General features: G+C 72.4%; 21 protein-coding genes and 1 tRNA gene. 7 read left to right on the top strand and 15 right to left on the bottom strand.

Going from position 1 to position 18,427, the window contains the following annotated elements:
• Positions 1-18: 18 nt before the first annotated feature.
• The 6 genes from AB0953_RS16365 to AB0953_RS16340 all read right to left on the bottom strand — a co-directional run bounded on the left by AB0953_RS16365 (position 19) and on the right by AB0953_RS16340 (position 3,121).
• Positions 19-900 (bottom strand): hypothetical protein, encoded by an 882-nt coding sequence (locus AB0953_RS16365; RefSeq protein WP_366860121.1) that lies wholly within the window; start codon positions 898-900, stop codon positions 19-21.
• A complete protein-coding gene (locus tag AB0953_RS16360) occupies positions 897-1,457 on the bottom strand; it encodes a hypothetical protein (RefSeq protein WP_366860120.1) in 561 nt (186 codons plus the stop codon). Before AB0953_RS16360 ends, AB0953_RS16365 begins: the two co-directional genes overlap by 4 nt.
• 16 nt (positions 1,458-1,473) lie before the next feature.
• The gene (locus AB0953_RS16355) at positions 1,474-1,983 is read right to left on the bottom strand and encodes a hypothetical protein (RefSeq protein WP_366860119.1); all 510 of its coding nucleotides are present in this window, start codon (positions 1,981-1,983) and stop codon (positions 1,474-1,476) included.
• Between the two features lie 130 nt (positions 1,984-2,113).
• Positions 2,114-2,446, bottom strand: coding sequence for a DUF6233 domain-containing protein (locus AB0953_RS16350; RefSeq protein ID WP_366860118.1), 333 nt, complete (start codon positions 2,444-2,446; stop codon positions 2,114-2,116).
• A gap of 288 nt (positions 2,447-2,734) precedes the next feature.
• Positions 2,735-2,965, bottom strand: coding sequence for a hypothetical protein (locus tag AB0953_RS16345; protein WP_366860117.1), 231 nt, complete (start codon positions 2,963-2,965; stop codon positions 2,735-2,737).
• Positions 2,966-2,974: 9 nt separating this feature from the next.
• Positions 2,975-3,121 carry a hypothetical protein gene (locus AB0953_RS16340; RefSeq protein WP_366860116.1) on the bottom strand — a complete coding sequence of 49 codons (147 nt, stop codon included), beginning with the start codon at positions 3,119-3,121 and terminating at the stop codon, positions 2,975-2,977.
• Between the two features lie 58 nt (positions 3,122-3,179).
• Between AB0953_RS16340 and AB0953_RS16335 the strand changes: the two genes are divergently transcribed.
• The gene (locus AB0953_RS16335) at positions 3,180-3,842 is read left to right on the top strand and encodes an HAD family hydrolase (RefSeq protein ID WP_366860115.1); all 663 of its coding nucleotides are present in this window, start codon (positions 3,180-3,182) and stop codon (positions 3,840-3,842) included.
• On the opposite strand, the gene AB0953_RS16330 is transcribed toward AB0953_RS16335, so the two are convergent.
• A complete protein-coding gene (locus AB0953_RS16330; protein ID WP_366860114.1) occupies positions 3,823-5,040 on the bottom strand; it encodes a transcriptional regulator in 1,218 nt (405 codons plus the stop codon). The genes AB0953_RS16335 and AB0953_RS16330 overlap by 20 nt on opposite strands.
• A 191-nt stretch (positions 5,041-5,231) precedes the next feature.
• Between AB0953_RS16330 and AB0953_RS16325 the strand changes: the two genes are divergently transcribed.
• Positions 5,232-5,456: a hypothetical protein gene (locus AB0953_RS16325; RefSeq protein ID WP_366860113.1), complete on the top strand. Its 225-nt coding sequence runs from the start codon at positions 5,232-5,234 to the stop codon at positions 5,454-5,456.
• Between the two features lie 254 nt (positions 5,457-5,710).
• On the opposite strand, the gene AB0953_RS16320 is transcribed toward AB0953_RS16325, so the two are convergent.
• The gene (locus AB0953_RS16320) at positions 5,711-5,941 is read right to left on the bottom strand and encodes a helix-turn-helix transcriptional regulator (protein ID WP_366860112.1); all 231 of its coding nucleotides are present in this window, start codon (positions 5,939-5,941) and stop codon (positions 5,711-5,713) included.
• Between the two features lie 448 nt (positions 5,942-6,389).
• Positions 6,390-6,461 (bottom strand) — tRNA-Val (locus tag AB0953_RS16315).
• An 85-nt stretch (positions 6,462-6,546) separates the two neighbouring features.
• On the opposite strand from AB0953_RS16315, the gene AB0953_RS16310 reads away from it, so the two are divergent.
• Both AB0953_RS16310 and AB0953_RS16305 read left to right on the top strand, forming a co-directional pair.
• Positions 6,547-7,818: a hypothetical protein gene (locus AB0953_RS16310; RefSeq protein WP_366860111.1), complete on the top strand. Its 1,272-nt coding sequence runs from the start codon at positions 6,547-6,549 to the stop codon at positions 7,816-7,818.
• Between the two features lie 345 nt (positions 7,819-8,163).
• Complete coding sequence (locus AB0953_RS16305; RefSeq protein WP_366860238.1) at positions 8,164-8,694, top strand: DUF4383 domain-containing protein; 531 nt, start codon at positions 8,164-8,166, stop codon at positions 8,692-8,694.
• Positions 8,695-8,728: 34 nt separating this feature from the next.
• Here AB0953_RS16305 and AB0953_RS16300 read toward each other — a convergent pair whose 3' ends face one another.
• A complete protein-coding gene (locus tag AB0953_RS16300; RefSeq protein ID WP_366860237.1) occupies positions 8,729-9,730 on the bottom strand; it encodes an ArsR family transcriptional regulator in 1,002 nt (333 codons plus the stop codon).
• Between the two features lie 164 nt (positions 9,731-9,894).
• Here AB0953_RS16300 and AB0953_RS16295 point away from each other — a divergent pair, with 164 nt between their 5' ends.
• On the top strand, positions 9,895-10,848 hold the full coding sequence (locus tag AB0953_RS16295) for an aldo/keto reductase (protein WP_366860110.1): 954 nt from the start codon (positions 9,895-9,897) through the stop codon (positions 10,846-10,848).
• 101 nt (positions 10,849-10,949) lie between these two features.
• Positions 10,950-11,153 carry a zinc ribbon domain-containing protein gene (locus AB0953_RS16290; protein WP_366860109.1) on the top strand — a complete coding sequence of 68 codons (204 nt, stop codon included), beginning with the start codon at positions 10,950-10,952 and terminating at the stop codon, positions 11,151-11,153.
• 39 nt (positions 11,154-11,192) lie between these two features.
• Here AB0953_RS16290 and AB0953_RS16285 read toward each other — a convergent pair whose 3' ends face one another.
• The 4 genes from AB0953_RS16285 to AB0953_RS16270 form a co-directional block, all read right to left on the bottom strand.
• Entirely contained in the window at positions 11,193-11,852 is a 660-nt protein-coding gene (locus tag AB0953_RS16285) for a class I SAM-dependent methyltransferase (RefSeq protein ID WP_366860108.1), read from the bottom strand.
• Positions 11,849-12,688: an HAD family hydrolase gene (locus AB0953_RS16280; RefSeq protein WP_366860107.1), complete on the bottom strand. Its 840-nt coding sequence runs from the start codon at positions 12,686-12,688 to the stop codon at positions 11,849-11,851. The genes AB0953_RS16285 and AB0953_RS16280 overlap by 4 nt, the downstream gene beginning before the upstream one ends.
• Positions 12,685-15,267: a phosphoribosyltransferase gene (locus tag AB0953_RS16275; protein ID WP_366860236.1), complete on the bottom strand. Its 2,583-nt coding sequence runs from the start codon at positions 15,265-15,267 to the stop codon at positions 12,685-12,687. The genes AB0953_RS16280 and AB0953_RS16275 overlap by 4 nt, the downstream gene beginning before the upstream one ends.
• A gap of 83 nt (positions 15,268-15,350) precedes the next feature.
• The gene (locus AB0953_RS16270; protein WP_366860106.1) at positions 15,351-16,526 is read right to left on the bottom strand and encodes an HpcH/HpaI aldolase/citrate lyase family protein; all 1,176 of its coding nucleotides are present in this window, start codon (positions 16,524-16,526) and stop codon (positions 15,351-15,353) included.
• 194 nt (positions 16,527-16,720) lie between these two features.
• On the opposite strand from AB0953_RS16270, the gene AB0953_RS16265 reads away from it, so the two are divergent.
• Positions 16,721-17,521 (top strand): TerD family protein, encoded by an 801-nt coding sequence (locus AB0953_RS16265; RefSeq protein WP_366860105.1) that lies wholly within the window; start codon positions 16,721-16,723, stop codon positions 17,519-17,521.
• 64 nt (positions 17,522-17,585) lie between these two features.
• Here the strand turns inward: AB0953_RS16265 and AB0953_RS16260 are convergent, their stop codons facing one another.
• Entirely contained in the window at positions 17,586-18,335 is a 750-nt protein-coding gene (locus tag AB0953_RS16260; RefSeq protein WP_366860104.1) for a Tellurium resistance, read from the bottom strand.
• Positions 18,336-18,427 lie beyond the last annotated feature (92 nt).

Below are 18,427 nucleotides of genomic sequence, written 5' to 3'. Positions count from 1 at the left end.
GCCGAGGATTAGGCCGGTTCACCTGCGCCACACATTGACCTTCTCTGTGCTCAACATGGGCGCACCGTCGGGCCCTTTCACATAGGCCGGGATCCAAGTCTGCCTGCGGAGCATCCGGTCAGGCCCGTGGGCTTGGTTTCGCCAGTGCCCTGAGACGACCCATCGGTGGCGGTAGCGGCGACCTGCTACATCGTCCCCCTCGACAGCATCCTGCGTCCCGGGCAGGTACTGCCGGCGGAGCGTCGTCACGGTCACCTCGGGATCTCCCAGCCCCGCCCTAGCAGAGCTCCGCGCCTCAGCCGCAGGCGGCCGCTCCTTGACACGCTCAACCAGCGCAGGCTGTTGCATCAGCAGCCATGCGGCCGCCAAGGCTGCCACGATCGGGGCCGGCAGCTGTCCGTCGAGTCCTGCCAGCGAGACCGGCTCGGCGGTCACCGGCAGAGTTTCCCCGTAAATTGGGATCATGGGCGGCATCTGATCGGCGACGAGAGTCATGCCGTTCCGGGACTGCACCTCGCTTGCGAGGCGACTGCGGGACATGAGCAGCCACACCATGAGACCCCTTTCGTGGGGCCCCCAGACGATGCCCTCAACTGGAATCTGTACCCCACCGGTGTCCATGGAGCCGATTCCGTCTGCCCACCAGAGGAGACCACAGGGAGACGGGCGGTCCACGACGGCCCACCGCGCCGCGGCAAGCTGGGCGCCGGCCGACATGGCCAGGGCCGCCATCTCAGGGGTCACCCAGTACATGTCGGCGTTGCGCAGATTGGTTGCGAGCCCATCTAAGCCTGACTGCAGGCCTTCGCCCATCTTCGAGCGAAGCTGCGAGGCGGGGCTGTCGAGATGGCTGAGGAACTGCCGACGCATCCTGGGGAGGTGGGACGGGCGGACGTTCACGCTGACTGGTCCTGCTTGTCGGTGCGGGCGCCCCGGCCCGGACGGGCGGCGAGAGCGTCCTTGACGTCGCCGACCCGGTAGAGGGCCTGCACCCGCCCGCTGTCCGGGTGCGGCCGGTACTTGAAGGGCTTCAGGCCCAGCCGGGACATGGCTGCCGCTGCGGCCTTCGCCGGGTCTTTCGCCTTGGACTCGAGCAGCCAGCGGCCGATGGCGTCCAGCGTGTACAGCTCGTAACGTTCGAAGATGTCGGCCGGGTCGAAGTCGATTCCCTCGATGATCGCCTTCAGGTCGAGGGCGCCATCCTCGTCCTGCGGGTAGCCGTCGAACTCGCCGGGCTCGGGGTAGGCCGGGCCGATGAACTCGTCGCCGCACAGGGAGATGTCGGACGGGAGCGCCGCGTCGATGGCCTGGCGGTATGCGAGGTGGATGCTGTCCATGTCGTAGTTGTCGGCGTCTTCGCTGCCGAGGTAGTTGTTGAGGTCGGTCTCGGGGCTGGTCTCGTAGTTGTTGATCGTGTTGCACCAGGTGCCGTATGAGGTGGTCGTCCGGTAGGTCATGGTCGTCTCCTTGCGGTTAGAGGGCTGCGATGGCGTTGCGGATGCCGGCGACGGCGGCGTGGAAAACTTCGAGGCGGCTGGCTTCGCGGGACTCGCCAAAGCCGAAGCGGCAGTGGAACTGTCCATCGGCCAGGTCGTACCAGAGCTTGTCGATGCTGGTGGCGAGCTTGTAGCCCTGGCTGTTGGAGATCAGTTCACCCTGCCAGTAAGCGCCGGAGATGTTGCCGGTCTTGTAGTGGCTGGTCTCGAGGCCGGCGAGCTGGGCGGGGTTGTTGAAGTAGATGCGGTCCATGTCGCCGCGCTGCCAGCGGCTTCCACCGATTGCGACAAGGTTCTCAGGGGTGATCTCCACGGTCTTGGCCTCCTTGCGGCGGCGGGCTCCGATGGCGATTCGGCGGGCGAGGGAGGTGGCGTCAATGACCCAGCGGCCGGCGGTCTTGGTGGCGGCGATGACTCCGCGGCGGGCCCAGGTGCGGATGGTGGCGACGGTGACCTTGGCCTCGGCGGCGGCGGTGCTGGTGTTCATCGGGTTCCCCTCCCCTTGCGATGCCTCAACTATGCTGTACGTACAGCGAAGTTGGCAAGAGGGGTAACTCGAAAGAGTGACAAGGGACTTAAGGGCGGACGCGCAGTCGCAGGTCGGAGGCTTGAGGGGCTCAGTCCAGCACGCCGAGCTCCGTGTCGGGCCGACAGTGCGGGCACGCCTCAACCCCGTCAACGAGGGCCTGTCGCGCCTGGTCTGCGGACGCTGGCCGGCAGCGCTTCGAGGCGTCCCAGCAGGTGCCGACGTGCACGCGGACGGGGCGGTGGCCGACGCCGATGCCCTGCTCGATCAACCACGCTGGCGGCGGGAGCGGCTCGCGGCGGGCAGCGTCGGCCGCGGCCTGCGCTTCGGCTTCCGTGATCTGCTGCCGGACCCGCTCGAGGCTCAGAGCGAGCCACGTCTCCAGGGTGCGGAGGCGAGGCAGGTCGGGCGGCAGATCGGACATATGTTCGAGTCTACGCTGATCGACGCATGACCACTGTCAGTGCCAGGTGGGAGCATGAACACATCACATCCGAGCGATTGCCCGCTGGCTGCGGCTGCTACTCGGACTCGCCCGCCCGCCGGATGCGTGCCCGGCGGGCGGAGCACTGTCAGGCCTCAGGTCTGTCCGCTAGTGTGGCAGTGAGCCCCTGATACGGGCAGGCGTGCCAAGCGGCTGTACACCGCTTGCGCTGGGTCGGGCCGCGCGAACCCGTGCGTCCGGGAGGGGCATCAAGCCCCGGCCCGGCCCCTACGACTCCTCTTCGCCGAGGTGTCGGACGGCCTTCTTCAGCTCCGCCTCGACCTGATTCCGCGGCTCCCCGATGGCCTTCGCGTACTCGGTGACCGCGGTCTGCACCTCGGCGGCCCGCTCTCGCCACAGCTCCCAGCCCTCGTCGGACGGGTTCTCCCGGACCTCGGCCCATGCCTCGTCGGAGGCGGTCTGCAAGCGGATCAGGTCGGGAGTCAGTTCGATAGCCACCGGGCGATCCTAGGCGGCCAGCTCCTGCTCGGCCCGCATCGCCACCACCCACGCGTCGACCAGCTGGCGGTACTCCTCCGAGCCGGCCCGGCCCGACAGCACCAGGCCGCGGATGGCGTCGTTCAGCTCGGCCGCGGACATGCCATCGAGGATCATGTCGCACAGGATAGCGAGCACCACCCACAAGCGCCCCGGCCGCCCATAGGGTGACCCCATGATTCGAGCAGTTGTCTTCGACGTCGGCGAGTGCCTGGTAGACGAGACCCGCGAGTACGGGACTTGGGCCGACTGGCTCGGCGTCCCCCGCCACACTTTCGCCGCCATGTTCGGCGCCGTCATCGCCCAGGGCCGTGACTACCGCGAGGTGTTCCAGCCGTTCAAGCCCGGCTTCGACCTGACCGCCGAGCGCGAGGCCCGCGCCGCGGCCGGCCAGCCCGAGCACTTCGACGAGAGCGACCTCTACCCCGACGTGCGGCCCGCCCTCGCCAAGCTCCGCGCAGACGGCCTGTGGCTCGGCATCGCCGGCAACCAGACGGTCAGGGCCGGCGGGATCCTGCGCTCGCTCTTCACCGAGGACGTCGACCTCATCGGCACCTCCGACGACTGGGGCGCATCGAAGCCGGACCCGACCTTCTTCGAGCGGGTCGCCGAGGTCGTGCCCTTCGAGAACGACGAGATCCTCTACGTCGGCGACCGCGTCGACAACGACCTCCGCCCCGGCGCCGCCGCCGGCATGCACACCGCGCTCATCCGCCGCGGCCCCTGGGCCACCATCCAATGGGACACCGACGAGGCCCGGACCCTGCCCACGTTCCGCGTGGAATCGCTGGCCGAGCTGCCGGGCCTCATCGCCGAGTTCAATTCGCGAGAGCGCTGAGCATCGCACCCCAGCTGTACAGCCGGTCATCCAGGTCACGGACGCACGGCTCGCCCTGCCACGGGGCGAGCTCGCGCCGCACGGCCCGGACCCGCTCCATCCCCGTCGCGTACCAGTGCGTCTCCAGCAGGTCGAGCGCCCGCACCGCGTACTCGCACGCAGCCTCCGGCCTGCCGGCGGCCGCCTCCACCGCGGCCAGGTCGCCAAGCACGACCGTCCGCTGCTTGTCGGCATCCGGGGGCAGCGCCTCCAGCACACCCAGCAGAGTCTCCCGGGACTGTGGCAGATGCCCCGCCCGCAGCTGCGTGTTCCCCTTGAACGCCGCCAGCCGGACCGGGCTGAACCAGTCCAACCACTCCGGGCTGCGCTCGTCCCCGCCCGCGGCCAGCACGTCCTCGGCGTGACCGATCAGGTTCAGGGCGGCCCGAGTGTTCCCGCAGCGGGTCTCGCACTCCGCCTCGACCGCGTCCAGCCACGCCAGCAGCTCCGCCGATGCCGGACCCCGCCGCGCGGCCGTCCGGGCCATAGCCATCCGCTCGCCGGCTCCCGCCCGGTCACCCGCCCAGCCCGGCACGAACGCGTTGTGGGCGAGGATCGCGGCACCCAACAGGGCATCGTCGGCGTCGCCCGCGGCCTGCAGCGCACGCAGCCACGTCTCACGCGCCCGGCCCGGCTCGGTCAGGTCGAAGAACTCGATGCGCCCGGCCAGCAGGTAGCTCTCGGCGAGCGCCGCCGCGACAGTCCGCCGGATGACACCGGATGTCGCCGGCACCAGTGCCGCGCCCAGAGCGGTGTGCGCCACCACCGACGGATGCAGAGTGGCCGGCGCGACCGTCCAGTACAGACGCCGGTGAGCGCGCGTGACCGCCGCGAAAGCCGAGGCCGCGGACGCCGGTTGAGCAGCGTTCGGCACAGCGATGGGGGCGCCTGGCGGAGTACGCAAGACGCGGCCGGCCCCGACGGGCTGCGCGGCAGTGAAGCCGAGATCCTCGATCGACGCAACGCCCAACAGGTCCACCAGCACGCGCTGCACATCCGGGTACGGCACCGGCGGATCGGCAGACTCCCAGCGGCGCACCTGCCGGGCGCTGACACTCAGGCCGCGCGCAGTCAGAGCGTCCGCGAGATCCTGCTGCGAGCGGTATCCCGCTGCCTGCCGCGCCGCCCTCAGCCGCGCATTGCCTAGCGGTCGGGACATCCCAACCTCCATGAGTCGTAGGGGCGGTGGCCAGTCTCGCAGCCAGGCCGAGACGCGGCCATGAATCACCCGCACGAGACCACAGACGTCCGCAAAGCGGCCAGCAAGAGGCCGCTCCATGTCCTCGCCCTGCGTCCGCTTTCGGGCCACGCTGTGCACCACCACCCGCCACCGAGGCATGGAGCACACCTGTGGCCAGCCAAGACACGGACACCTTCTGTCATCTGCCGCACCCCTGGATCGGTCAGACCGTTCGCGACATCGCCTGCGGGCAAACAGGCCGGCTGACAGCCGTTGTCCAGGAACCCGCCGGCTTCGCCTCCGGCCGGCCCCGCCAACCGCGCTTGGCCTACATCCGCGCAGCCTCGGGGGTCGAGTGGACCACCGCTGTCAGCAACCTCGAGCTGGCCACCTAGACACCCGCCCCTCCCAGCGGCGGCCGGGAGGGGCGGGAACTGACGCCTGGCTGATTTGCGCCCATGAATCTTCGGCAGGCGACAGGAGTCACTGACCCATAAGTGCTGGCCACAGCCTGCCGGTTGGTGACAGATTCGCACCCCGTGCGCGCTCTGCGTGTGCATATCTCCGCTGGCACTCTGTTGAATGTTGCATATGCCAGGCAGGATGGGGGTATCGGCCGGGTGACCGAAACCCGCCGCTGCGGCGTGGTCTACGGCATGAGGTGCTTGATCGGGATGCGGAGGGCGTTGGCGATGCGTAGCAGGTGGCTAAATTTCGCGTCCCCCGTGCCGTGCTCGATCCGCTGGACAGTGGAGCGGTCGATTTCGGCGAGTTCGGCCAGCCGTTCCTGCGTCAGGTTCTCGTGGATACGGGCTACGCGGACACGGTCACCGAGGCTTTTGAGGGCATCGCGGATCCACTGAGGTTGTTCGGCTGGCACCTGGCTAGGTCAGCCGAACAAGATCATCTTGTCAGCAGCAGAATAGCGGCATTGTTCGATCATGGCCTTGCCGGGCCACTAGTGGGCGTCCGCCAGGAACCGAATGTATGTTCACTTCCACGAGTGGACCTCAGGCCGGGCGGACACCGCCCACAGGAACGGCCGCACGGCGCATGGCCCCACCGCCAGCAACGCTGGGGAACGCGTCGAGCGGCAAGGCGGCCCCCCTCCAGTGCACGGAGGGGGGCCGCCGCATTTGGGCCGCTGACCTGCGGCTAAGGGCTTGCCCCATAGGGGGAATTTAGGGGGCGCGCTCCTGTAGCGGGACCGCTCTGAGCCGTAGTCAGACCGTTCAGAGGCGTAGGGAAACTGTAGTCACATGGCGAAGGCCCAGGCTGAGCGACGCTCTGACCTGGGCCTTCTCCGGCATATAGGCCGGTCACACCGGTGGGCGCGGACGGTTTCGAACCGCCGACATCTGCTTTGTAAGAGCAGCGCTCTACCCCTGAGCTACGCACCCGTGGACGAGTGGACAGCCTACATGGCGGGCACGGCCCCCACGCAAACCCGTTCCCGTGGGAGAGAATGGGCGGAGCAGGCGGGGTATGGCGGACGCGTACGGGAGAGGGATTGTGACGACGGCATCCCGGCGGTGGTTCGGCGGGCGGGGCGAGAGTCGGAGGGCGGATGCGCAGGCGGCCAAGGATGCCGCCGCCGCCGCGTTCTACGAGCTGGACACCGCCCAGCGGGATCTGCGGATCTCGCTGGAGACCATCGCCGCCGCGGACGGCTCGCCGGAGGCCCGGCGGGCGGGCGAGGCGTTCGCCGCGCTGGGGCAGCGGATCGACCAGGCGAGCCACGTCTACATCGAGGCGGTCGACGCGCACGACCTGGACCGGCCCGAGCTGGACGGTGCCGTTGCGGCGCGGGCCCGGGACGAGCTGGGGCGGGCACGCGACGGGCTCGTCCAGGCCAAGGCCGAGCTGGACCGGTTCGCCCAGGGGATCCAGCCGCTGCTGGAGCAGGCGGAGTCGCAGCTTGCACGGGTCGTGCCGGCGCGGGAGCGGGCCCGGGCGGCGCTGCTGGCGGCGAGCACGGCGTTGGACGAGGTCCGCGGCAAGGGGATGCGGGCCGACGAGCTCGCGGCGCGGCTGGCCGCGCTCGGGCCGGAGCTGACCCGGCTCAACCAGGGCGCCGCGCAGCACGGGGTGCAGGAGACCATCCGGCGCGCGGACCGGATCCTGCGCGACGCCGAGGCGATACGCGCGGAGCTCGTCCGGTTGCCGGAGCGTGCCGCGGAGGTCGACCGGCGGCTGGTGAGCCTGCGCACCCGCGCACAGGCCCTGCGCAATCGGGCGGACCGGGTGGATCCGGTGCTCAGCGAGCTGCGCCGGCGGTTCAGCGCGGAGTGCTGGCAGGACCTGCAGCACGTGCCGGACCAGGCGGTACGGGACGTGGCCCGGGCGGAGGAGCAGCTGCGCGAGGCCGGGCAGGCGCGCGAGGAGCAGCGCTGGGGGGACGTGACGGCGCTGGTGGAGGCGGTCCGGGCCGCGCTGGACTCCACCGACGAGGCGGTGTCGGCCGCGCAGGACCGGCTGACGCGGCTGGAGGCGGTCGCGCGGGACCCGCAGGCGGAGGTGCAGCGGACCCGGTTCGCGATCCGGGATGCGCAGCGGCTGGCGATGGAGGGCCGCAGTGTGCCCGATCCGCGGCACGCGGGTCCGCTGGACGCCTCGGTGGCCCGGGTGGACCGGGCGCTCGCCGCCCTCGAGGGCCGGCATCCCGACTATTGGCACTTCCTCCAGGAGATGGAGGAGGTCCGGGCGGCGGTCGGCCGGGTGGTGGCTGACATCCGGGGCGGGCGCGCCCTCGGCTGATCGGCTGATCCGTGTCCTGGTCCGTGGCCCTCTGCCCTGGGTTGCGTCCGGGTTTCCTGCGGTGTGTGCCGGGTTGTTCCCGTGGGGGCATCGGCGGATGCTGGAAGGTCCAGGGACCGGAGCCCGGAGCAGAGGAGGGGCGGTATGGCTGCCCACACCTTCCACAGGCCTCGTGCAACCCGTGCAGCCCGTGCGCCCGCGCCGTCCCCCGCGCCGCCGCATGCCCCGTACGCGCCGCATGCCGCCTACGGGTGCCACGAGGAGCACGAGAACTACGCGCCCTACGTGCCCCACGAGCCGTACACGACCCATGAGCCCCCGGAACGCTTCCGGCTGCTGCGCCGGATGATGCATCCGGTCGAGGCACAGCTCGACGAGCACCTGCCCGCCGACCACAAGCTCAGCAAGGTGTACCGGGTCGGGGCGGGGCTGACCGGGCTGCTGCTGGTGGTCTTCGGGATCCTGGGGCTGATGGACCGGATCGGGTTCTTCGACACCGGCGGCGACCGCGTCCTCACCCTCAACACCAACGGCGCGCTGAGCGTCCTGTCGATCTGCGTCGGGCTGCTGCTGTTCGTCGGGATGGTGATCGGCGGGAACTTCGCCTCGACGCTGAACATCGTGCTGGGGCTGGCGTTCATCGCGAGCGGGTTCGTCAATCTCGCCCTGCTGGACACCGGTCTGAACTTCCTCGCCTTCGAGATCCAGAACGTGCTGTTCAGCTTCGTCGTCGGCGTGATGCTGATGTGGTTCGGGATGTACGGGCGGGTGGGCAGCGCGCTGCCGCACGACAATCCGTACTGGCGGGCCCGCCACCCGGAGCAGGCCCTGCGGGAGGACCGCACCCGCGCCCGGACGCGGACCGTCGGCGGGTAGCCCCCTGCCCGCGGGCCCGCGGACGGCTACGCGGCTACGCGGAGGAGGCCGCCGCGAGGACGGCCTCGGCAGCGCCGGTACGGGCGTACAGCACCGAGCGGCCGGCCCGGTGGGAGCTGACCAGGCCCGCCTCGCGCAGCGCGATCAGGCACTGCGAGACCCGGGCCGGGGACAGGCCGGTGCGGTGCGCCAGCTCGGTGGTGGAGGCCGGGCTGTCCAGCTCGGTCAGGAGCAGGGTGCGCGAGCGCCCGAACACCGCGGCGAGCGAGGTGCCGACCGCGGCGCCGGAGGGCCGGGCCGCCCACAGCGAGCCGGTGCCGCGCGCCGGGTAGACCAGTTGCGGCGGGTCCGGCGGGGCGACCCGGGTGGACAGGCCGGTCCCCTTGAACACCGAGGGCAGCAGCACCAGCCCCGGGCCGGCGGTCGCGCGGTGCAGGGTGTGCCGCCGGCGCGCCAGCCGCAGGGCGTCGCCGGTCCAGCTCACGCCGGGGTGGAGGTCGCCCAGGAGCCGGGCGGCTCCGTGCTCGGCGGCCTGCCGGGCGCGGTGCAGGACGTCGGCGTCGAGCACGGTACGGATGCGGGCCCAGTACGGGGCGACGGCCAGCTCCCACAGGGCCTCGATCTCCTCGGCGACGCGCGCCAGCCGCTCCTCGGGCTGCGCATGCAGCGTCCGCAGGCGCGGGCCGAGGCGGCCGCCGCGGTGGTGGGCCAGGTGGTCGAGGTCGTGGCGGACCCGGAGCGCGGGGGCGGCCCTGACCTCGGCGAGCTCCTGCTCCAGTGCCGGGGCCGGGCCGGCGGGCGCCGGGGTGAGGAAGTCGGGCGCGTACCCGGCGGCCGGGATCAGCTCGGCGAGCCATCCCCGGTCCAGCCCGGCGGCCGCCACGCGCGGCCGCACCTGCTCGAGCCAGGGGCGGTGTACGGGGTGCCCGGCGAAGCCGGTCCCGCCGACCGGCCCGCCACCCGCCCCGTACGCCCCGTACCGCAGCAGCCGGAAGGCGCCGACGGCCTGCCACAGCGGCGAGACGGCGAAGCGCATCCGCGCCAGGTCGCCCGCCGAGAAGGCAAGGACCGCCTGCCGTCCGGCCGCCGCATCCCGCCGCCCGGCCCTCGCACCCCTCGCAGCCACGCCACCGCCCCTCCCGCATTCAGTCATGGCTGAATCAGTGGCGGCCCACCCTATCCCGCAGTGATCATTCCGGCATGACCCAAGAGATGACCAGCGCAGCGGCTTCGGGCACCTGGACCCTCGGCGACCTGCGCGTCCACCGGATCGGCTTCGGCGCGATGCGCCTGCCGCAGGACGGCACCGCCTTCGACCCCGACGCGCCGCCCGGCGACCGCGACCGGGCGATCGCCGTGCTGCGCCGCGCCCTCGAGCTGGGCGTCAACCACATCGACACCGCCGCCTTCTACTTCTCGCGGCTGCGCTCCGCGAACGAGCTGATCAACCGGGCCCTCGCCCCCTACCCCGACGACCTCGTCATCGCCACCAAGGTCGGCCCGGGCCGGGACGCGTCCGGGGCATGGTTGCCGCACGCCACCCCCGACCTGCTGCGCGGCCAGGTCGAGGAGAACCTGCGCCAGCTCGGCCGTGACCACCTCGACCTCGTGAACCTCCGGATCGTGGGCACCGACTCGATCGCCGAGCGGTTCGGCGCACTGGCCGAGCTGCGCGAGGCAGGCCTCATCCGCCACCTCGGCCTGTCGAACGTCCAGCCGCACCAGCTCGCCGAGGCCCGTGCCATCGCCCCCGTCGTCTGCGTGCAGAACCCGTACGGCCTCGGGGTGCGCCCGGAGCAGGAGGAGTTCGTCCGCAGCTGCGGCGAGCAGGGCGTCGCCTTCGTCCCCTTCTATTCCATCGCCGGTGCGGGCCGCGAGGCGGGCGTGCGCGCACAGGCCGGCGCAGCGGCCGGGGCGCAGGCCGGGCAGGGCACCGATGCCGCGGTCCTCTCCGTCGCTCAGGCCCACGGGGCGAGCCCGGCGCAGGTCCGGCTGGCGTGGACGCTGCACCTCGGGGAGCACGTCCTGGCCATACCCGGCACCGGGAATCCGGACCACCTGGCCGCCAACGTGGCCGCGGGCGCGCTGCGGCTGTCCGAGGACGAGATGCGGCTGCTCGACACCGCCCACCGCAGCGCGGGCCCCACCGGCTGAGCCGGGCGCCGAACGGGCCGCGCCGGACCCCACCGGACCCGGCCGGACCCGGCCGGCGCCGGGGCACTGGCGCGCCGGCGCGGGCTCGGTAGCCTTGGGGCATGCCTCGTTACGAATTCCGCTGCCGGACCTGCGACGACACCTTCGTGGTCAGCCGGCCCATGGCCGAGTCGTCCGCGCCCGCCGACTGCCCCGCCGGACACTCCGACACCGTCAAGCTGCTGTCGGCCGTCGCCGTCGGCGGCACCAGCAGCGCCCCCGCCCCGTCCGGCGGCGGCTGCTGCGGCGGCGGAGGCTGCTGCTAGCCCCGCCGCTGCGGCCGACCGGGGAGCGGCAGGTGCCCGTCAGCGCTTGCGCGACAGGGTCAGCCCGTCGGAGATCGCCAGCAGCACCGACTCCATCCGCGGGTCCGCCGCCACGTGGTCGTTGTACGCGCGCACACCGGCCGCGGCGCCCGTCGCCGACTCGTCCAGGACGCTGCCGTGGAACAGGGTGTTGTCCGTGACGATCAGCCCGCCCTGGCGCATCCGCGGAACCAGCTCCTCCCAGTAGGCGATCTGGCTCTCCTTGTCGGCGTCCACGTACGCCATGTCGATGTGCGGCTCCTGCGGCATCGCGCGCAGCGTCTCCAGCGCCGGCGCGATCCGCAGGTCGATCCGGTCGGCGACGCCCGCCGCCGTCCAGGCCTCCTTCCCGTACGCGGTCCACTCCTCGGAGATGTCGCAGGCGATCAGCACCCCGTCCGCGGGGAGCGCCTGCGCCATCGAGAGGGTGGAGAAGCCGGTGAAGGTGCCGATCTCCACGATGCGGCGGGCGCCCGTCAGCCGCACCAGGAAGGCGAGCAGCGGGCCCTGCTCCTCCGCGGACTGCATGCCCGCCACATCGGGGAACTTCGCGTACGTCGTCTCGACGAGCCCCTGCTGGACCGGGTCGAGCGGGGGGTTGTGGTCGAGCACGTAGCGGTAGAGCTCGTCAGTGATCTTGGTCGTGTTGCCCTTGGTCATGCGCCAAGTGTGCCCACCCCGAGCCCGGTTCGGGCGGTCCGGGCAAACGCCCGCACGATTTCCTCGCCCGCCAGGACGCCCTTTTCGGCCAGGGCCGTGACCGACGGCGCGTGCCAGGCCGCGTCGGCCAGTTCGCCGTGGCCGGGCCGCCAGGCGGCGTCGGCCGCCAGCAGCAGGTCGGCGTCGAGCAGGGAGTCCCCGGCCGCGAGGGTGGTGGTGGCGCCGGTGCGGCGGGCCACCTCGCGCATGGCCGCGCTCTTCGTCAGCGGCCGCGGCACCGCGTAGATCTTGCGGCCCTGGAGCGAGACGGTCCAGCCGCGGGCCTCGGCCCAGGCCGTCAGGGCCTTGAGCCACTCCGGCGGCACCTGCTCCCGCTCCACCACCAGGTAGGCGAAGAGGTCCTCCGCCACGCGCGCCTTGCGCAGCCAGGCCGGGTCGGCCGTGGCCAGCAGGTGCCCGTGGACCTCCTCCAGCGGGGCGCACTCCTCGGCGAGCCGGGCCGCGACCCTGCGCCGCCAGTCCCGGTCCGGGACCCCGTCCACCAGCAGCTGGCCGCCGTTGGCGCAGATCGCGTACGGCGCCGGGCGGCCGGGGAAGCGGATGCGCTGGTACTGCTTGCGGGTCCGGGTCGTCGTGGGCACGAACACCACTGCCGGGTCGGCGGCCAGTTCGGCCAGCAGCGCCGCCGCCGTCTCCGTCATGTACGACAGCGGCCTGCTCTCGTGGACCTCGACGCACAGCAGCCTCGGGGCCTGAGCGTCCGGCATGGTCAGGCCGAGCGCGGCCGTCGAGTAGATGAGGGTGCGGTCGAGGTCACTGGCTACCAGGACGGTCACTTGGAGGCCACAGCCTTTCCGTCGGCGCCGGTCGCGCCGCGCGTGAAGCGGGGGTGGATGAGTCCTACGCAGGTGTACGGCAGGCCGTCGACCTCCTCGACCGGCACGCCGCGCTGCTCGGCGAGCAGCCGTACGTGGTCCAGGTCGGCCCCCGCGCCGCGCTGCGCCAGGATCTTCCAGGGCACGCGGCGCAGCAGGACGCGCGTCGTCTCGCCTACGCCCGGCTTGACCAGGTTCACGTCGTGGATGCCGTACTCCTCACTGATCCGCTCGACGGCCGCCCAGCCCTCCCAGGTCGGGGTGCGGTCGGCCGCGAGCAGCTCCTTGACCTCGGCGGCGACGTCCTCGGCGACCTCGTCGAAGCGGGCCGCGACGGTGTCGACGAAGTCGGCGGAGACGTCGGCCCCGGCGAGCTCGCGGTAGAACTTCGCGCCGTGGAAGTCGGCGGGCCCGACCAGGTCGGACCTGAGCACCGTACGCGATATCAGTCCGGAAACGGTGGAGTTGAGGCAGGCGGAGGGGATCAGGAAGTCCTCGCGGGTGCCGTACGTGGCCACGCACGAGCCAGGGTCGGCGAGGACGACGACGTCCGGGTCGAACGCCGGGCCCCCCTCCCGCTCCTGATGGGCCTTCAGCGCGACGGCCAGCTCCCGCGTGATGGCGCCCTTGCCGGTCCAGCCGTCGACGAAGACCACGTCGGCCGGATCGTGGTGGGCGGCCAGCCAGCGCAGCGCGTTGGCGTCGATGCCGCGGCCGCGCACGATGGAGACGGCGTAGTGCGGCAGGTCCAGGCCGTGCCGGGCCTTGGCCCAGCGCCGCATCAGCACGCCGACGGGGGTGCCGGCGCGGGCCAGGGAGACCAGCACCGGGGACGGGGTCCGCTCGGCGAGGACGGTCTCGGTGACCGTGCCGACCGCGCGGGCGATCCGGGCGGCGGAGCCGGCGAGTGCGCTGCGGTAGAGCTCCTGGTAGCGCTCGGACGGCTGGTACTCGACGGGCAGCGACTCGGCGTAGTGCGCGCCGCCCGCCTGGATGGCCTCCTCGCGCTCCTCGGTCGGCGCCTCCAGGGCCACGCCGGAGAGGTCCTGCAGGAGCCAGCCGACGTCCTCGGCGGCGTACGAGGAGAAGGCGGGGCCGCGCAGCGGCTCGGGCATGGTCGGCTCCTGCCGGTCGGGAGAGGCGTGGCGGCGGCCGCCGGGGCGGTCCGCGCCGGGAGTGTACGAGGGCACGACCGCGAGGACGACCCGGCCGGTGTGCGGGGCGAGGCGGGCGAGGAGCCCGTCGGGGGCGTGCAGTTCGGCCGTGTCCGCGCAGCTGTCGACCACGGCGACGACGGTGTCGAAGCCGGCCCCGGCGACGTTGTACGCGTACCGGTCGCCCGGGCCGTCGGCGGGGGCGTCGTGGGCGGGGAAGACGAGCCGGGTGCGGATCGCGTAGCCGGGGTCGTCGACGGCGAGGACGGGTGAGCGGGTGGTGGTGGAGAAGCGGACCTCGGCCGCCGCCCCGGACTCCTCCAGGGCCAGCGCGAGGCGCAGCGGCGCGTACATCAGCTCCTCGTTGCCGAGCACGAGGACCCGCCCGGCCCGCCCGCCCGGCCCGCTCCGCCCGGGCGCCTCGCCCAGCGCGTCGGCGAGCTGCCGGGCCAGGGCGGGCAGGGCGGCCTCGAGCCGGGCCCGGTGCGCGGGGGTGAATCCGTGCCGCCCGCCGTCGGGGACCCCGGCGGGCCAGTCCAGCGCGACCCGCCGGACGGCGGCCGGGCCGGCGCCGCGCGCGGCGGGCACCCGCGGCGCCGGGGCCGCGGCCGCGCCGCCCGTTTCGTACCGCTCGACCGGCGACTCGTACCGCTCGACCGGCGTCTCGTACTGCTCGACCAGCGCCTGTCCCCTGGCCAGGACGCCCTCGGGCAGGTGCACCGTGCCGGAGGCGACGGCCAGGAGGTCGACGCGCGCGCCGATCTCCCCGGCGAAGGCGGTGAGCCGCTCGCGGTCGGCCGCGGAGCGCATGTCGACCAGGGCGACGACGACGTAGTGCGTGCGCGGGTGGCGGGCGTGCAGGTCGCGGATGGTGTTCAGGACGGTGTTGCCGGTGGAGAACTCGTCGTCGACGAGGACCAGGGGCCCGGTGCCCGCCAGCAGCTTCGGGTCCTCGGGCAGCAGCAGGTGCGAGGTGGCGTGCGAGTGCGACTCCTCGAAGCCGCCGGCCGCCCTCACGCCCGGCACGGGCCGGCGGGTGGAGTGCAGGTAGGGCGCCGCCCCGAGCCCGTCGGCCACGCAGTGGCCCAGGCCCGTCGCGGTCTCGGCGTACCCGAGGACCACCGCGGAGGCCGGGTCCTCGCCCGAGGCGTCGAGCAGGGCGCGCACCCGCTCCCCGAGCCCGTACCCGGCGGCGTGGACGGCCCGCGGGGACTGCGGGACGTGCTTGCCGAGGATCCGGGAGACCAGCAGGTGGGCCCGCTTGGGGTTGCGCCGCAGGGCGAGGCCCAGCAGCTCCTGCAACCGTGGCGCCCCGGGGGCGCCGGCTCCTTCCAGGCGTACGCCCAGCCGCTCCGCGACCCAGGTTCCGGACCAGACCGCTTCGATCGTCTTGCCTTTCTTCGTGGCCGGCCCGGCCGGACCGGCCGGATCCGGGCCGAGCGAGTCGGCCGAGGTGGACACGGGCCCGCTCACACCTGGAGCCCGGCCGTGAGCAGGTCGACGAAGCCGACGTCCTCCTTGGCCACGCCGAAGACCTCGGCGCGCAGCATGGTGCGCTCGGCCCAGGCCCGGTGGGGCTTCACCTCGTTCATCTTGTTCGTGTAGGCGGAGCGCATGACCCCGCCGCCGTTCCGCTCGGGGCGAAGGATGTCCTGGGCGTCGCTGAACTCCTCGTGGGAGACCACTGAGAGGGCGTGCACGGGGGTGACGTGCGAGGGGTGGATGCAGGTCTTGCCGAGGAGCCCGTTGGCCCGGTCGAGCTCGATCTCGCGCAGCAGCCCGTCGAGGTCGTGCTCGATGAGCGCGGTGCGCAGCTCCTCGACGCCCTCCTGGAGGAAGGGGCTGCGCCGCAGCTGCGGCTTGAACAGGCGCTGCTGGTGGCGGAAGTACTCCCAGACGGGTCCGGTGACGGTGAAGCCGGTGCCGTCGGCACGGCTGAGCACGTTCACCACGTCGGCGATGACCCCGGCGACGATCTGGATGTCGTACGCGGTCATGTCGGGGGTGCGGCGCAGGCCGTACACGGAGCAGAAGTCGGTCACGCCGAGCCGGAGGGCCAGGACCCGCTCGCGGTGGCGGTCCACGGTGCGGGCGATCCCGGCCAGGGTGGAGGCGCGGCTCTCCAGGTGCAGGAGGTCGGGCGTCTCCAGGACGGGCATGGCGTACAGCCGCGCAAGGCCGCTGCGCTCCTCGGTCTCGGCGAGCGCGTCGAGGAAGCCGGCGCCGCTCCCCTCCGTGAACTTCGGGATTACGAATCCGGCCAGTCTGCGCACGGAACTGCCGAGGCGCCGGACGAGGTCGGGTATCTGCTCGGGCGTGCGGACGCGGACGAAGAGCAGCGGCAGCTCCTCGCCCGATACGCCGTCCGCGTCGAGCTCGGCGAACTGCCGGACGAGGTTCTCCTCGGCTCCCGCGACATCGCCGTCGCTGATGGAGTCCTCCAGGCAGAGGACCATGGAGACGACGCCGCGGAGGGCCTGTTTGCGGATGTCGGCGGCGAGCGCGGGGCGGGTGGCCGGGCTGTAGAGGGTGGCGCCCAGGGCGGCGGCGAGCATGCGGGAGGGGGAGGCGGCGGTGAACTCGGCCGGCTCCTGGTGGAAGAGGTCCTGGCGGACCGAGGGCGATATGTGCCCGAAGTGACGCATGTGCTTCCCCCGTACTGCCTCGGCGGCCCGACTGGCGTGGCCGGTAATAGTACGTACGAACCTGAGTCAAGAGTTCCTCAAGCACATGAAGTTCAGGTAACCCTCTTGCACAATGCCGACGTCCCGGGTGCCGGACAAGGCCCTGCGGGGGGCCGCGTTGTTCCCCGCCGCACCGAAAGGGCAGGATGACGGGCATGACGCACGCGATGCAGAAGGGCTCGAACATCCCGGTGACCTCGGTGGCGGTCCGGGCGGTGCTGCGCTGGACCGGCGGCCCCGAGGTTCCCGACGTCGACGCCTCGGCGCTGCTGGTGGGCCCGGACGGCCGGGTGCGCTCCGACGAGGACTTCGTCTTCTACAACCAGCCGCGGCACCCCTCGGGGTCCGTGTGGCGGCTCGGCAAGAAGCAGATCGGCGAGGCGGTCACCGACGCCGTGCAGGCGGACCTGCGGGCGGTGCCCGCGGTGGTGGACCGGATCCTGGTCGTCGCCTCCGCCGAGGACGTGCCGTTCGAGCAGGTCCGCGACCTGCGGATCCTGCTGTACGACGCCACCGCGACCGGAGCCTCCGAGCCGGTGGCCTACTTCGACGTGCGGCCCGAGACCGGTGCGGAGACGGCCCTGATCTGCGGCGAGCTGTACCGCCGGGGCGAGGGCTGGAAGTTCCGCGCCCTGGGCGAGGGCTACTCCGACGGCCTGGTGGGGCTGGCCACCGACCACGGGATCTCCGTCGACGAGAACGCCTCCGAGGCCGCCTCTGAGGGCGCGTCCGCGAGCGCGGGCGCCGCCGGGCCCACCTCCGAGCAGACGGCCGCGATGCACCCGCCGACACCGCCGGTGCCGCAGCAGACGCCGACGCCGCAGACCCAGGCCCCGCCGGCCGCGCAGCCGGCGTACGGGTACCCGCAGCCGGTGTCCCCGGTGCCCGTGCCGGCCCCGGGCGGCGACCCGGCGTTCCGGCTGCCGGTGCAGGGCCCGCAGTTCATCCGCCGCTGACGGCGCACCCGGCCGGCGGCGCCGAAGACGGCGCCTGACCGCGGGGCCGCCACCGGCCCCGCGGTCAGGCCTTGGTGGTCTTGTAGCCGCGCCCCCACTGCAGGCCCCACCCGTACAGCCGGTCCAGCTCGGACTGGAACCCGTACACGAACTTCACCTCGCGCCGCACGATCAGCTCGCCCTTCGCGTGCTCCAGGGAGACCACGGCACAGGAACGGGCCTGCGGATGCCGTTCGTCCAGCGGGATCTCGATCCGCGGCCCGGTGATCGGGTAGAGCGTGACCATGGCGTGGGTGCGGTCGAAGGCCGGGGTCTGGTCGTAGATGTAGACGAAGACCAGCAGCCGTTTGATGTCCTCGGCGTGGTCGAGGTTGACGAAGACCGTCTCCCCCGAGGGCGCCCCGAAGCGGTCGTCACCGCTGAGCTTCACGTACGGCGGGCTGTTGATGTCGCCGAGCAGGTTGCCCAGCGGCTGGACGACGCCCCGGGTGCCGTCCGCGAGCTCGTAGAGGCAGCCGATGTCGAGGTCGACGTTGACCATGCCCTGGGTGTGGCCCTGGACCATCTCCGGCTTGAAGAGCCGCAGGGGGTGCCGCAGGAGCCGGCTGCCGTGCCCGCCGCCCTCGCCGATGTCCGAGGTGCGCATCCGCCAGGACAGGTTGACCCGTAGGTTCCCGTGGACCGCTCCCTGTTTGGTCAGCGACACCGTCGGGCGCCGCTTGGTGAGCTCGATCGCGTCCGAGGCGTTGCCCGTGTCGAATTGAAGGGCGCGGCTCCCGCGGATGCCGTCGAAGAACCCGTCGAAGAATCCCATCCCCTGTTCCCCTGTCCCCCCTGTGCCGCGGGATGGCCCGTCCCGCGGTTCTCCTGTGTGCCCTGCATGTCCTTTGTCTGTGTGCATCTCGT

This window comes from Streptomyces sp. NPDC046866, from assembly GCF_040704625.1.
Lineage (GTDB): Bacteria > Actinomycetota > Actinomycetes > Streptomycetales > Streptomycetaceae > Streptomyces.
This window is presented reverse-complemented; position numbering and strand designations above follow the sequence as displayed.